General features: G+C 56.4%; 15 protein-coding genes and 1 tRNA gene. 10 read left to right on the plus strand and 6 right to left on the minus strand.

Features of this window, described 5'->3' with window-relative positions:
• The first annotated feature begins 184 nt into the window (after positions 1–184).
• From ACZ1HJ_RS07655 to ACZ1HJ_RS07665, 3 genes are all read left to right on the plus strand, one after another.
• On the plus strand, positions 185–1,027 hold the full coding sequence (locus ACZ1HJ_RS07655) for an HTD2 family dehydratase (protein WP_472721712.1): 843 nt from the start codon (positions 185–187) through the stop codon (positions 1,025–1,027).
• Positions 1,024–2,265 (plus strand): CoA transferase, encoded by a 1,242-nt coding sequence (locus ACZ1HJ_RS07660; protein WP_472721713.1) that lies wholly within the window; start codon positions 1,024–1,026, stop codon positions 2,263–2,265. The genes ACZ1HJ_RS07655 and ACZ1HJ_RS07660 overlap by 4 nt, the downstream gene beginning before the upstream one ends.
• A 52-nt stretch (positions 2,266–2,317) precedes the next feature.
• Positions 2,318–2,393, plus strand: a tRNA-Trp gene (locus ACZ1HJ_RS07665).
• Between the two features lie 48 nt (positions 2,394–2,441).
• Here the strand turns inward: ACZ1HJ_RS07665 and ACZ1HJ_RS07670 are convergent.
• From ACZ1HJ_RS07670 to ACZ1HJ_RS07690, 5 genes are all read right to left on the minus strand, one after another.
• Entirely contained in the window at positions 2,442–3,689 is a 1,248-nt protein-coding gene (locus ACZ1HJ_RS07670; RefSeq protein WP_472721714.1) for a thioesterase domain-containing protein, read from the minus strand.
• A 143-nt stretch (positions 3,690–3,832) separates the two neighbouring features.
• Positions 3,833–4,945: an AMP-binding protein gene (locus tag ACZ1HJ_RS07675; RefSeq protein ID WP_472721715.1), complete on the minus strand. Its 1,113-nt coding sequence runs from the start codon at positions 4,943–4,945 to the stop codon at positions 3,833–3,835.
• A 65-nt stretch (positions 4,946–5,010) separates the two neighbouring features.
• Positions 5,011–5,784, minus strand: coding sequence for an aspartate/glutamate racemase family protein (locus tag ACZ1HJ_RS07680; RefSeq protein ID WP_472721716.1), 774 nt, complete (start codon positions 5,782–5,784; stop codon positions 5,011–5,013).
• Positions 5,781–6,590, minus strand: a complete 810-nt coding sequence (locus ACZ1HJ_RS07685; RefSeq protein WP_472721717.1) for a GNAT family N-acetyltransferase — start codon at positions 6,588–6,590, stop codon at positions 5,781–5,783. The genes ACZ1HJ_RS07680 and ACZ1HJ_RS07685 overlap by 4 nt, the downstream gene beginning before the upstream one ends.
• A 2-nt stretch (positions 6,591–6,592) precedes the next feature.
• Entirely contained in the window at positions 6,593–7,390 is a 798-nt protein-coding gene (locus tag ACZ1HJ_RS07690; protein WP_472721718.1) for a hypothetical protein, read from the minus strand.
• 625 nt (positions 7,391–8,015) lie between these two features.
• Here ACZ1HJ_RS07690 and ACZ1HJ_RS07695 point away from each other — a divergent pair.
• From ACZ1HJ_RS07695 to rplA, 5 genes are all read left to right on the plus strand, one after another.
• Positions 8,016–8,783 (plus strand): hypothetical protein, encoded by a 768-nt coding sequence (locus tag ACZ1HJ_RS07695; RefSeq protein ID WP_472721719.1) that lies wholly within the window; start codon positions 8,016–8,018, stop codon positions 8,781–8,783.
• A 113-nt stretch (positions 8,784–8,896) separates the two neighbouring features.
• Complete coding sequence (gene secE / locus ACZ1HJ_RS07700; RefSeq protein WP_472721720.1) at positions 8,897–9,094, plus strand: preprotein translocase subunit SecE; 198 nt, start codon at positions 8,897–8,899, stop codon at positions 9,092–9,094.
• A gap of 190 nt (positions 9,095–9,284) precedes the next feature.
• Positions 9,285–9,818: a transcription termination/antitermination protein NusG gene (nusG, locus tag ACZ1HJ_RS07705; RefSeq protein WP_472721721.1), complete on the plus strand. Its 534-nt coding sequence runs from the start codon at positions 9,285–9,287 to the stop codon at positions 9,816–9,818.
• A 105-nt stretch (positions 9,819–9,923) separates the two neighbouring features.
• Complete coding sequence (rplK, locus tag ACZ1HJ_RS07710) at positions 9,924–10,349, plus strand: 50S ribosomal protein L11 (protein ID WP_472721722.1); 426 nt, start codon at positions 9,924–9,926, stop codon at positions 10,347–10,349.
• Position 10,350: 1 nt separating this feature from the next.
• Positions 10,351–11,049, plus strand: a complete 699-nt coding sequence (gene rplA, locus ACZ1HJ_RS07715) for a 50S ribosomal protein L1 (protein WP_472721723.1) — start codon at positions 10,351–10,353, stop codon at positions 11,047–11,049.
• Positions 11,050–11,119: 70 nt separating this feature from the next.
• Here the strand turns inward: rplA and ACZ1HJ_RS07720 are convergent, their stop codons facing one another.
• The gene (locus tag ACZ1HJ_RS07720; RefSeq protein ID WP_472721724.1) at positions 11,120–11,959 is read right to left on the minus strand and encodes a hypothetical protein; all 840 of its coding nucleotides are present in this window, start codon (positions 11,957–11,959) and stop codon (positions 11,120–11,122) included.
• A 269-nt stretch (positions 11,960–12,228) separates the two neighbouring features.
• On the opposite strand from ACZ1HJ_RS07720, the gene rplJ reads away from it, so the two are divergent.
• Both rplJ and rplL read left to right on the plus strand, forming a co-directional pair.
• A complete protein-coding gene (rplJ, locus tag ACZ1HJ_RS07725; protein WP_472722180.1) occupies positions 12,229–12,747 on the plus strand; it encodes a 50S ribosomal protein L10 in 519 nt (172 codons plus the stop codon).
• A gap of 69 nt (positions 12,748–12,816) precedes the next feature.
• Positions 12,817–13,197 (plus strand): 50S ribosomal protein L7/L12, encoded by a 381-nt coding sequence (gene rplL, locus ACZ1HJ_RS07730; protein WP_472721725.1) that lies wholly within the window; start codon positions 12,817–12,819, stop codon positions 13,195–13,197.
• The last annotated feature ends 16 nt before the right edge of the window (positions 13,198–13,213 follow it).

Below are 13,213 nucleotides of genomic sequence, written 5' to 3' on the forward strand. Positions count from 1 at the left end.
GCCTGAAAATGCTGCAACGCGGCAAATTCGCGAAAGGTTGTGCGAATTCAACAGTGTTTGTCTTTTTGCAGCTGCAGCATACGCGCGTTCGGTATGCCGTTGTCTACCGTTAAGTCTTTATAAACATTGATTTTTTTCTGCTCTCATATATATTAATCATCAATCAACAAACGGATGTGGCCAAATGGACAAGGTCAATTTCACCGCTTGGGCGGGCAAAGAAGATGTTGCGGAAGGCCAGGTGGATGCCACCATGGCCGCGATGCTGGCCGCCACGTTGGATGTAGCCACACCGCCCGCCACCGATGAAGAGTTGCCACAGCTCTGGCATTGGTGTTCTGTCTTGCCGACGGTCCCTATGGATGCCTTGGCCGCGGATGGGCATCCGGCCCTTGGCGGGTTTTTACCACCGGTTCCGCTGGAAAGACGTATGTGGGCGGGAGGACAGCTCGAATTCCTACAGCCCCTGCATGTCGGCGAAACCCTGACAAAAAAATCGCGTATTGCCTCTGTGACCGAAAAAGAAGGCGCCACGGGGCAGATGGTTTTTGTGTCGGTGGACCACGAAATCCACGGTGAAAACGGGTTGGCGATCAACGAAAGCCAGGACATCGTCTATCTGGCGATCCCCGACGAATTTAAACCGCCCAAGGCCCGGGAATTGCCGGAAGGGACAGCTTTTGCCGAAGAGGTCGCCGTAAACGAGGCACTTCTTTTCAGGTATTCGGCCTGTACCTTTAACGCACACCGCATCCATTTCGACCTGCCTTATGCGCAGGACGTTGAACACTATCCAGGCCTTGTGGTGCATGGACCGTTGCAGGCCACGCGCCTGATCGCCTCCGCCCGCACCGTCGCTGGCCGGGCACCGGATGGTTTCAAGTTTCGCGGTGTTCATCCACTGTTCCATACCGACGGCCTGCACCTGCGGGGCGCCTGGGACGGCGACGCGCTCAAACTTTGGGCAGGTGCGACGCAAGGCCACCAAACAATGCAAGCAGAAGCAACATGGAGAGACAAAAAATGACCGGAATTTTGCAAGGAATGCGTGTTGTTGAGGGTTCTGCGTTTGTTGCGGTGCCGCTTGCGGGAATGACACTCGCGCAGTTGGGTGCTGAAGTGATCCGATTTGACCGGATTGGCGGCGGTATGGACGCGCGGCGCTGGCCCGTGGCGCCTAATGGTGACAGCTTGTTTTGGTCCGGCCTGAACAAGGGCAAAAAATCCGTAGCTGTCGACATGAAATCACCAGAAGGGCGCGAACTGATCACACGGATTATCACAGCGCCCGGCGAGGACGCGGGGCTCTTTATCACGAACCTGCGCGTGCGGGGCTGGTTGGATCACGAAACGCTGAGTAGCCATCGTGAGGATATGGTGACGGTGACCCTTACCGGTGATCGTCACGGCAACCCGGCAGTAGACTACAGCGTAAACCCGAGCCTAGGTGTGCCGGCCATGACCGGGCCGGAAGGCAGCGAAGATCCGGTGGCACATGTGGTACCCTGTTGGGACTTGATCGCGGGCAACGTCGTTGTGTCCGCGCTGATGGCTGCGGAACGACACAGGTTGCGCCGCGGCGTAGGCCAGGAGGTTGAACTGGCGCTCAAGGATGTGGCTGCAGCAGCACTCGGCCACCTGGGTATGATCGGTGAGGCCGCCGTAACCGGGCATGGGCGCGCCAAGGCCGGCAATGCGCTCTATGGTGCCTATGGGCAGGATTTCATCTGCAAAGATGGTCGCCGGATCATGATCATCGGCCTGACCGAGCGGCAATGGGCAGGCATCGTCCAACAAACCGGAACACAGGATGCGATGGATGCTTTGCAGCGTCGCTCCGGCCTCGATCTGCGCGAAGAAGGCAACCGGTGGGTGCTGAAAGATGAAATTACAGCGATCCTGAAGCCGTGGTTTGCGGCACACAACGTCGCTGATTTTGCAGGCGCTTTTGATAAGGCGTCATTGACGTGGTCAGAATTCCGCTCCCTCGATCAGGCACTGCGTGAAGACCCCGACCTGAGCGAAGACAACCCAATGTTCAAAATGATGGATCACCCCGGTGTTGGTCGGTATCCCGTTCCCGGCAGCCCGACCGTCTTTTCGGAAATGGGCCGTACGGATCCTGTGCAGGCGCCGATCCTGGGTGAGAACACCGAAGAGGTGTTGGGCGATGTCGCAGGGCTGGATGATCGGGAGATTTCAATACTCTTCGACAAAGGCGTCGTACAGAGCCCCGAATGGTGCAAATCGAGATCAGCTGCATGAGTGCTTCGGGTCTTGCGCCCGGACGAAACATGTCGTACTTCGTCGCCTCGATAGGGGTATAGCTCAGCTGGTAGAGCGACGGTCTCCAAAACCGTAGGTCGCGGGTTCGAACCCTGCTGCCCCTGCCAAAACTACCTCCGTTTGACCAATTTGAGCGTCGTTTTGTCGGCTTTGCGTCACATCGACCAGTTGTCGATCACGTGTTTCCATTGCGCAATGCAATCGGGTTTAATCAGGCTTTTGTGATCCTCGGATGTCACTTTGTGCAACCGCAAATTCAAGCCTGCGATATCGTTCCATGCTCGAAGCGATTGGTTGTGGAAACCATCCGCATAGATCAGATCGACCGCGCCAGCGTAGGATTGCAATTTCTCTGCCGCGATCACCAGATGACCGTATGCCGGCTCCAGCCCCTGTTGCGGGCGTGACCATCGCGGACCCATCGAGTTCTTCGCGAGCCGCGCCATCATCCGAGCCTTGTAGAATTCACGTTTGGCGACAGATTTGAGCGCCAGCGCACTGGCAACCTGGCCATATCTACGGCTTGATTTCTGGGCTAAGGGCGTTACCGGTTCGATCAGCGCGATACCGGTGATTTCTTCGCCATCCGCCTGCAATCGGCGCGCAACCTCATAAGCCAGCAATCCGCAGAACGAAAAACCAATCAATTGGTAGGGTCCGTTGGGTTGTACCTTGCGCAGGCCTTCCAGATATTCGGTTACGTAGTCATCCAGACGTTTATGCAGGGAAATGCGCGGATCGCCCGTGATACCGGGGCTGACGAAAAGACGTCTGCCGTTCCATGTGCCGGCCAGGTGAGAAACGCCAAACCCGATTGCCAAAAGGCTGGGGCCGTTAACACCCTCGACATGGAAAAACGTGCGAGCGGATTGCTCTCCCCCGCGGCTTTCGACGAAACCTGACAGCTCCCGCGCCGTTGGGTGGAGCCAGACTTCCTCGAACCCGATTTCAGTGTTGAAATGGTCTGAGACGAGGCACGCAAGCGTGACGGCCTCCAGCGACGTGCCACCGTAGTCGAAGAAGTTTTCGTCCATCGGGATGCGGCGTTTTCCAAGGGCTTGCTCAAAGCAATTGAGCACTGCGATTTCCGTCGGCGATACGGTGGCACCCTGCGCCACTTGCGGGGCGGTTTCCGCTGCCTTGATCAGGCTCTGTGCAGCCTCTCGTGCAAGGCTTTGCGCATCCAGCTTCCCATTGGCGGTCAGGGGAAACTGCGCATGCGACAGTATCTGGCGGGGCACAGCCAGCGTTGGCAGGCGACGTGTCAGTTCGGCCCGCAACGCCTCGGGATCAATGTCATTTCCGGCGCGCGGCACACAATGACCGACAAGCACGGGATCACGCCCCTCAGTGCCGTCAACGGCGCTGACCCAGGCATCGGAAACGTCATCAAGGCCACACAATGCCTCGCGGATTTCAAGAAGGCTGATGCGAACGCCGTGAATATTGACCTCGCTCAGATCGGACCGGCCCAGTATTTCGACCTCATTGCCGGCCAGTCGCCGGGCAAGATCTCCGGTGCGATACCACCGTGCGCCGTCCCTTTTTACGAATTTTTCGGCCGTGAGTTCCGGCCGGCCGTAATAGCCCGCCGCAAGGGCGCAGCCCCGATCCAGATTTCACCTGTCTCGCCTACCGCAACTTCCCGACCATCGCCGTCAACAACCCGTAGGGTTACAAACGGCTGGGGTTGGCAGATTGTCGTGTCAACTGGTGGTGTGTCATTGTCAAAGGCCCGGAATGCGACGGCAGGAGCCTCTGTCGCGCCGTAAAACCCCAGCAACGTGACAGAGAGTTTTTCGTGCACCAGTTTCTGCAGGTCGGCTGAAATAGCCTCACCGCTGCAAATGAGTGTTCGCATCCCGGCAAGTGCCTCCGCCGCCCCTGCGGTGCGCAGGACAACGTTCAAAAGGCTGGGTGTGATGCGGAAGGTGGTGATACTCTCCTGCTTCACCAATTTCAAAAAGGCGCGCGGGTCTGTTCTGATTTCGGGTTCGGCAATGACAGTCGGCAGACCCACGAGAAGCGGCAGGAAGATTTCATCCACCATCGTAATGAAGCTTGAGGGCGTCCAGGCCAGATCCACATCCGTGTCGCGAATGGTAACAGACGGCACGACATGCTGCATCCGTTTCACGTAGCTTTCCTTTGAAATCATCACACCCTTGGGTCCGCCGGTCGAGCCCGAGGTGTAGACAATGAAGGCAAGATCAGGATGGGTGTCTTTTTGCCCCGTCTGACCGGGGTCGTGATGGGCGATATCTATGCCAATCTGGGCGTCTTTGTCGCGCGATGTGGCGCGCCGCAACACATGGGCCGCACCAATATCGGACATTATGGCGTCGCGTCGTTCGGCGCCAACATCCGGGTCGATGGGCACAGCACAAGCACCGGCGGCCTGGACACCGCACATGGCAACGGCCAGCTCGAGAGAATGCTCTATCTCGACCACAACTGGCGACCCCTGGCGCACGCCCGCCTGTTTCAGACGTGCCGCAAGCTGACCTGTCTCATCGCGCAGTTGACGACGCGTAAGCTCAGCACCCTGAAATCGAAAGGCGCAACGATCAGGATTGTTTTTCAGCGCATCAAGAACCATCGCGCCAAAGTCATAGTCCCGAAGTTCAGGGTTCTGATGGTCCTCTTGGACAGCGTCCATCACAGCGCAGTCCTGAGCCTTTTTTCGCTCGTCATACATCTGCACACTCCAACCGGCAGGTTTCGTCAGCTGCCGGATCCAACTGCCGCCAGGCGCTGCGCAGGGCGCGGTTCACTCTGACTGTCGCCGCGCAAACGGGCCGGGGTTCGAAAGGCTTGTTTTGAATGGCTCAGGCCGACTTCGGCAAAGGTTTTCGCAAATTTCACGGTCATCGGAATGGGGTCGATGACCGGCACGTCATATCCTTCGACCTTCAGGTCTTCTTCCAACTGACGCGCTGCCCCGAACATCTGGGTGCAGCCGATGATCAGCGTGTCGGCCCCGTCTTCCTCGATGGCGGCCTTGGCGGCCACAACAAGGCGCTCGCGCCTCAGATCAGACTGCGCGCGAAGGTCTGCGACACGAATGTCGATGGACCGGGTTGAAGCATATTTCTCTGCCAGGCCGTATTCCCGCGCGCGCCGCATGAACGCGGCATGGGTGGCCTTGGAAATCGACAAGACGCTGTAGCGATGCCCCAGAGTTGATGCGATGCTCATTGCCATCTGGCAAGGCCCAAGGACCGGAATGCTCACGCATTCGCGCGCGGCAATCAGGGCAGGATCCCCCATACAATCGATGACAACCGCATCTGCGCCGTCCGCTTCAGCGGCCATGATCTTGGCGACGGTATCTGGTGCAGCGAGAATGGAATCGTAATTGCTCTCGATTGACGCGGGACCTTCGTCCAGTTCGGTAAAATCTAGAATGTCATCCTTGTCGAGGATGCCCTCAAAGTCGGACGCCTGAACCAAACCCGTCGATACGATTGGCGTGATGACGCGGATATGAACGCTCATGGCCGCCACCGATGCAGTTGCAGGTTGCCCGTATTCTGGAAGCCCAGTTGTTCAAGGCACCGTTGTGATCCGATTGAATAGGCATGCACAAAGGCCTGTGTTCTGCCGTGTTTGGCAGCTTCTTGCAGGCGTCTCAGGACAAGGGCCTTGTAGATTCCGCGCCCGCGGGCTTCCTCCAAGGTGCTTGACACCCGCATCAGGACGGCGGGGCCGTCCCCGATATACGACAGATAGCCGACACCCACCGGCGTATCGTCATCATCCAGCGAGACGGCGTAAACCTCGGATGTCTGATTTTGGTGTTGGGTCAGATATGCATCGTGAAACACCTGCGCCACATCGTCGGGCACATCGAAACCGCGTGCCATGATGTCCCAGATCCGGCTGTCCGAGGGATCAGTAACTTTCCAGATGTTCAGACCTTCGGGCATGGCATGGTCATTCTCGGAGGCCACGGACCGTGCCATGGCGGCGATCATCAGCGGCGGATTGATGAACCCCTGGCTTTGCAGCAGCGGGAGAAGGCCATGTTCCGCACAGCGTGGGCCGGTCATCCAGTCAAAGCCACGCCCTGCGTCGCGAAACCGTGTGACGATTTCTTCGAGGGACGCCGCCGCTATGTCAGGATCATGTGTTGTCCAACGCCCGATGCTGAGCGCCGGGTGCGGATTTGGAGAGGTCCAGCCATCCACGCCCTTTATATCGAACGCGTCGATTGCGCCGGGCTGTGAAACCAGCGAGAAGTGACTTTCAAGGACCGCCTGCGCCGAGGCGACGGTCTCTACTTTTGGTCGCGTATCCAACATGGTCATTTCTTGTTACCCGTCCGGTCGTGCGTATCGAGATAAAGCATCGACCGACCCTTGCGCGTCAGAGCCGTCAGCAGGGGCAGTTCGTCTTCAAACTCACCCAATTCGATCTGCCAAAAGAATTTCGGCTGCGGGCCGGGGTAAATATCCATCGTGGGGCCGCTGCTGTAATACGTGTTGAGCAGAACCGGAACCTCGCATAGGAAAAACTCCGCAAAACGCTCGAAATCTTCTTCGCTGTCGAGCGGTTTCACTGACGAAATATGATCGTAGAGGTGATCGCGAATGCTGGTGCCTGCTTTGAAGGCTTTGGTCAGTTCGGCGCGGTAGGCTTTCGGCGTTGCGTCTTCGAGATCGCGCCATTTGACGATATCCACCTGCTTGGTCAGCTTACCGTTGATGGCTTTCTGCACCATCCGGGTGATGTCGGACGACAGCCGTTCAATCTTCGCGGCTTCCTCTTCGGGCAGCACATCGGTTTTGAGTTCCGCCATGCTGTTGTAGCGATAGGGATCATCCACCGGGCAGACATGGCCGTTCAGGCCCAGCCCTTCGCACATGTCGATGAAGCGGTTGATATAGGGTCGGTTAAACCCGCGGTTCTTGATGCTGATGAAAATCCACGCGTCGCGGCCCTCCAGCTCGAAATCACCGGCACGGTTGGTCAAGACGCCGCCAACGCCGGGCAACACGCATTCGCGCGCGGGCAGTTGTGCAGGGACGCTTTCCCTGAGCGAGATGTTTCCAGCAACGCTTGCTGCGTCAGCAAGCAAATTGACCATTCTGGCGCTGTACATATTAAATCCACCTATAAATTCGCGATCAAAACAGCCACCAAATGCCATTTCGATCAGTTAAAAATCAGTTATTGCTGTTGTTTTCGCCCATGCACATGCTGTGCAGTGGGCCGTGTTGTCCGACGCGTTGATCTTTATTTGGGCAAAACCAAACAGTAACATTGAAAAACCACCCTACAAAAAACAGAGCACTTTAGAGTTCAAAAACCACGCCTAATCACCAGGGCGCATAGTGTTAATACGCTGAAACGATACAGTAATCAGGCGGCGTTTGCGAGTCTTTTTGCCGGAGTTTATGGCAGAATTATGACTTCGCATCCCAAGTAGACGAAAAAGAGGCCGAACCGGCCCTAAGCCGTTACATCGTTGAGGTGATGTCGGAAGATTTTTTGATCTCACCACTCTACGAAATCGCGGCGAGTTCACAATCGGGGCAGACGTATCAGCAAAGAAGACGATCGTAAAATCCAACGCATTTTCCGTTTATTTCAGCACGAAAGCCGCATTCCGGTCGCCGTTTTGCCATGTTTAAGCCCGATTTCAGCCGCATCATTACCTTTAATCGTTTGCCGTGCTGCTGAGTGGCAAGTGGACACGTGGGGGCGTGACATTTTTGGACGATGACATGACCGGTTCTACGCATTCATCAGATGCGCCGCAGGTGAAAAAAGAAATTCAGGCGATACCCGCGAAACCAGAATTTTCGCCGGATGCTGAAGAAATGAGCGCTCAGGCGCTTGTCCGAAAGGTGATGGTTGCGCAAAAACGCGACGCTGCGCTGGACGCTTTGCCTGATTTAGAAGACTGCGAGGACGCCGCGCCCGACGCGTCTCCTTCCAAAACCATCCGTCACCCACGGCGTCTTTTCAAGCTTGGCAAAAAACAGAAGTCAGCCCCTGCCGAAATCCGAACGCCCAGTGAAACGCCCGCTGAGGCGACCACGAAGCCCACCAATACCGGCCCCGGCATGATTGCGCGTCTCTTTGGCCGCGCGGTTGGCCGCGTCCAAGCGTTCAGACCGACCCGGAAACAGTCATTTTTGGTTGTGCTGGCGGTGATTTTCTACCTGCGGCCCTGGTTGATCCCAATCACCCTTTTCATCGCCTTCTGGGTTGTCTTGATCGCCTATTTCTCAATTGGACCGGATCGCGTGGCGGAACTCGTCGTTACAGCCTGGCGCAAATTACACGCGCGACGTCCCGCTTTTGCCGATCGCCTGCGCGAGCGCGCTGAGGCAACCGCCAAAAAGATCGACGCCTTTCTGGACCGACTGCCTGAGAAATGGACAGACGGCATCTATGTGCCAGATTTTTCCGGGGAAGAAATCAAGCAAGACGATTTACCAGACCCGTTTGACCGATTGGCAAAAGAAGTACGTCAAGGCAGCGCATAAGCCGGGGCGCAACAGTTTTGCAATGCCCGCAAGTCCGGCGGCTTCTACTCTTGAATTTGCCTGCCTGCCCGCGTATGTCGCGCTGTACAGTTATCTCAGAGAAGTCAGCGCATATGGCACGCACAAACCCGCTTCAGTTCATTCAACAGGTGAGAGCCGAGGTCTCGAAGGTTATCTGGCCGACGCGCCGGGAAGTCATGCTGACCACGGTGATGGTTTTCATCATGGCCACGCTGACGGCAATCTTCTTTGCATTGGTCGATCTGATGATCCGCAGCGGTCTGCAGGGCATCTTGGGGCTGTTCGGGTAACACACTAGAAAATCCAGCCCGAACCCTTGAAATCAAAGGCGAAGGGCGGTAGTGGACACCACACTTTGAGGCATGGCGCGCTGCGATTCGAGTTGCGCGCCGATTTTTGTTTCGGGGATGCAGGCGCAACCGCCTGAAAAAGAATTGAATTTCGGCCTCAAGGGCTGAACAGACGAGGACAAGGTGCACAATGGCGAAACGGTGGTACTCGGTTAGTGTTCTCTCGAATTTCGAGAAGAAGATCGCCGAGCAAATCAGAACATCCGTCGTTGAAAACGGTCTCGAGGATGAGATCGAAGAAGTGCTTGTGCCGACTGAAGAGGTGATCGAAATCCGCCGCGGCAAGAAAGTGACCGCCGAGCGTCGGTTCATGCCTGGCTACGTGCTGGTGCGGATGGAAATGTCGGATCAGGGCTATCACCTGATCAACTCGATTAACCGCGTCACCGGTTTCCTGGGCCCGCAAGGCCGTCCGATGCCGATGCGTGATGCCGAGGTCAATGCGATCCTGAACCGTGTGCAGGAAGGCGAAGAAGCGCCGCGCACACTCATCCACTTTGAAGTGGGAGAGAAGGTTAAGGTCAACGACGGGCCGTTCGAGGATTTCGACGGTATGGTCGAAGAAGTGGATGACGACAACCAGCGCCTCAAGGTGACGGTGTCGATCTTTGGCCGGGAAACCCCGGTCGAACTGGAATACACGCAGGTCACGAAACAGACCTGACGTGTTCAAATCGTGGGAGGCGGCCGTCACGCGTGACGGCACCGAACCACGGGCAAACCTGTCCGGCCACCGCGGTGGTTTGGATGCTGTAAAAGGAGAAGGCTTATGGCCAAGAAGCTCGCAGGGACGATGAAACTGCAAGTGCCCGCCGGTCAAGCGAACCCATCCCCGCCGGTTGGTCCGGCACTGGGTCAGCGCGGCATTAACATCATGGAATTCTGCAAGGCGTTCAACGCCAAGACGCAGGAAATGGAGCCCGGCGCGCCGTGCCCGACCGTGATCACCTATTATCAGGACAAGTCCTTTGACATGGACATCAAGACGCCGCCTGCGTCCTATTACCTGAAAAAAGCTGCCAAGCTGAAATCGGCGGCCAACTTGCCCGGTCGAGAAACCGTTGGCACCGTGACCACCAAACAGGTCAAGGAAATTGCCGAAGCGAAGTGGAAAGACCTGAACGCGAATGATGTGGAAGCCGCGATGAAAATCATCCTGGGCTCGGCACGTTCCATGGGCATCGAGGTAAAGTAAGATGGCAAAAATTGGAAAACGTACCCGCGCGGCGCGCGAAGCATTCGCCGGTCAGGAAAACGTAACGGTTGAAGAAGCCGTTGCATTGGTCAAAGGCAGCGCAACTGCCAAATTCGACGAAACCGTAGAAATCGCCATGAACCTGGGCGTTGATACACGGCACGCAGACCAGATGGTCCGCGGTGTTGTTGGCCTGCCAAACGGCACAGGCAAAGACGTGCGTGTCGCCGTTTTTGCCCGTGGTCCCAAGGCTGAAGAAGCGACAAAAGCGGGTGCTGACGTTGTCGGTGCCGAGGACCTGATGGAAATCGTTCAAGGTGGCAAGATCGACTTTGAACGGTGCATCGCTACCCCTGACATGATGCCGATTGTTGGCCGTTTGGGTAAAGTTCTGGGCCCGCGCAACCTGATGCCAAACCCCAAAGTGGGCACGGTTACCATGGATGTGGCCGACGCTGTAAAAGCCGCCAAAGGTGGTGAAGTTCAGTTCAAGGCCGGCAAGGGTGGCGTGATCCATGCGGGCGTTGGCAAAGCATCATTCGATGAGGCCAAACTGGTGGAAAACATCCGCGCATTTGTGGATGCGGTCGCCAAGGCCAAACCAACCGGTGCAAAAGGCGCTTACATGAAGAAAATCTCGCTGAGCTCAACAATGGGCCCGGGCGTGAGCGTTTCTGTGGACAATGCGACCGGCAACTAAGCCGCGCTGATGCCAAAACAAAAGACCCGGTTGCAGGGATGCACCGGGTCTTTTTCGTTATTGGTTCGGGTCAGGCTGCTTCTGGCTCTTCTTGCTGAGCCAGATTTTTCTCAAATCGACCACGCCACGTCCCGCCGCAACTTTTGACCAGGCGGGCCACGCCCTTTCGGTCGTACGCGACACAGGCGGTAACCAGGTCCGCCAAAATGCCGTGGTCCTCGAAGTGCTGCCCCAGATCGGCATGGGCCACATCGGGAAATACGAAATGATCGCGATTGGGTTGGATTGCAAAGGCACGCATATGCTGGAGATCATTCTCCAGCCCGTGAAAGAGGAAGGCCCGCTCCGGCACCGGCGCATCATCGGCCGTTTCAAACCGGAAAGACTTGATGCCACTTCGCCAAGTTTGCCACCGCTTTTCGCCGGGCATCCGTTCTTTCGACATCGTAAACTGAGGTGATAGGGCTATGGCTGTGGTCACAGGAAAAAGTGCGGGTGCAACAAGCGCGCTGAATGCGCCCATGCCCAGACCCAAAGTCGTGATCCGTTTGATCTTGGCGCGCTCACGCAGTTTGTTGACTGCCGTTTGAACCGATTTGAGATAGTGTGGATCATTCATCCAAGAACGCCGCAGGTCACTAATGAACAAAGAATGGTGCCGGGCATTCTGCAAAACCGTCCCGGTAAACTCATCCGGTGGCATGTGGTCGCGTTTCTTGCCGATACCGGCAAAAGAAATGACCAAATGGTCGTTCTTGCCGCCTGCATATCTGATTCTGGTATAGGGTGTGCTTACCAGATCAATTGGTTTTCGCTGCTCAGCCGTAGACGTGTTTTTCTTCATGAACCGCAAGGTAAACCGGGGTTTTGCGCCCGGAAAAGGCAGTTTCTGAAAATTTTTTCCAACCATGGCCTATTTGCCCTTCACTTTTGGCCCGGTTCAGCCTATTGGGCGTGCTCGATAGGTCGTCGCGTCCGCGCGGCGATCTGTTGATTCGTCCAAGACGGTGGGTGGGGTTTCCCCTTAATTTCCTGCCTGAGACGGGAAAAGACATAATTGACCGTGGATAACCTCGGGCGATTTGGTGCTGTCCCCGTAATTCGGACTTAAACGCCGGAATGCAAATTTCGGTTTATCTGAGCCGGGGGGCGCAAGCCTTCCAATACTGGAGTGAAACTGTGGATAGAGCCCAGAAAGAGAAAGTGGTCGACGAGCTCGGCCAGATCTTTGAAAGCTCTGGCGTCGTAGTGGTTGCCCACTACACGGGTCTTACAGTTGCAGAGATGCAGGATCTTCGTGCCCGCGCCCGCGGCGCCGAGGCATCCGTTCGTGTCGCTAAAAACAGGCTCGCCAAAATCGCCCTTGAAGGAAAACCATGTGAAAGCATTGGTGACTACCTTTCGGGTATGACCGTTCTGACCTATTCCGAGGACCCCGTGGCAGCAGCCAAGGTGGCCGAGGACTTCGCCAAGGATAACAAGAAATTTGAAATTCTTGGCGGGGCGATGGGTGAGACCGCTCTGGACCGTGCTGGTGTTACAGCAACATCCAAACTGCCGTCGCGCGATGAACTTATCGCGACAATCGCCGGCATGCTGGGTGCTCCTGCTTCGAACATCGCGGGCTCCATTGGCGCACCTGCTTCTAACATCGCGAGCATCATTTCGACGATCGAAGAAAGGGCGGAAGCCGCCTAAGCAACTTGTAACATTCGCGTAGGGTTGATTTCCCGACGTTGGAACACATCTAAACGGAAAGAGTCTAAAATGGCTGATCTGAAAAAACTGGCAGAAGAGATCGTTGGTCTGACGCTTCTCGAAGCACAAGAACTGAAAACCATCCTGAAAGACGAGTACGGCATCGAGCCCGCCGCTGGCGGCGCGGTCATGATGGCGGGCCCGGCAGGCGACGCAGGCGGTGACGCCGGTGCAGAGCAAACTGAATTTGACGTTATCCTGAAATCGGCCGGTGCGTCGAAAATCAACGTCATCAAAGAGGTTCGCTCCATCACTGGTCTGGGCCTGAAAGAAGCAAAAGACCTGGTCGAAGCTGGCGGCAAAGCTGTCAAAGAAGGCGTCGACAAGGCCGAAGCAGACGACATCAAGGGCAAGCTGGAAGCAGCTGGCGCAGAAGTCGAACTGAAGTAAGTCTCGCCGGGGCAAC

It is taken from the genome of Roseovarius sp. JB2-10 (assembly GCF_055693585.1).

Coding starts and splice junctions, on each gene's coding strand:
- ACZ1HJ_RS07655 (WP_472721712.1), top strand. CDS start 185: ATGGACAAGGTCAATTTCACCGCTTGGGCGGGCAAAGAAGATGTTGCG.
- ACZ1HJ_RS07660 (WP_472721713.1), top strand. CDS start 1,024: ATGACCGGAATTTTGCAAGGAATGCGTGTTGTTGAGGGTTCTGCGTTT.
- ACZ1HJ_RS07675 (WP_472721715.1), bottom strand. CDS start 4,945: ATGGACGCTGTCCAAGAGGACCATCAGAACCCTGAACTTCGGGACTAT.
- ACZ1HJ_RS07680 (WP_472721716.1), bottom strand. CDS start 5,784: ATGAGCGTTCATATCCGCGTCATCACGCCAATCGTATCGACGGGTTTG.
- ACZ1HJ_RS07685 (WP_472721717.1), bottom strand. CDS start 6,590: ATGTTGGATACGCGACCAAAAGTAGAGACCGTCGCCTCGGCGCAGGCG.
- ACZ1HJ_RS07690 (WP_472721718.1), bottom strand. CDS start 7,390: ATGTACAGCGCCAGAATGGTCAATTTGCTTGCTGACGCAGCAAGCGTT.
- ACZ1HJ_RS07695 (WP_472721719.1), top strand. CDS start 8,016: ATGACCGGTTCTACGCATTCATCAGATGCGCCGCAGGTGAAAAAAGAA.
- secE (WP_472721720.1), top strand. CDS start 8,897: ATGGCACGCACAAACCCGCTTCAGTTCATTCAACAGGTGAGAGCCGAG.
- nusG (WP_472721721.1), top strand. CDS start 9,285: ATGGCGAAACGGTGGTACTCGGTTAGTGTTCTCTCGAATTTCGAGAAG.
- rplK (WP_472721722.1), top strand. CDS start 9,924: ATGGCCAAGAAGCTCGCAGGGACGATGAAACTGCAAGTGCCCGCCGGT.
- rplA (WP_472721723.1), top strand. CDS start 10,351: ATGGCAAAAATTGGAAAACGTACCCGCGCGGCGCGCGAAGCATTCGCC.
- ACZ1HJ_RS07720 (WP_472721724.1), bottom strand. CDS start 11,959: ATGGTTGGAAAAAATTTTCAGAAACTGCCTTTTCCGGGCGCAAAACCC.
- rplL (WP_472721725.1), top strand. CDS start 12,817: ATGGCTGATCTGAAAAAACTGGCAGAAGAGATCGTTGGTCTGACGCTT.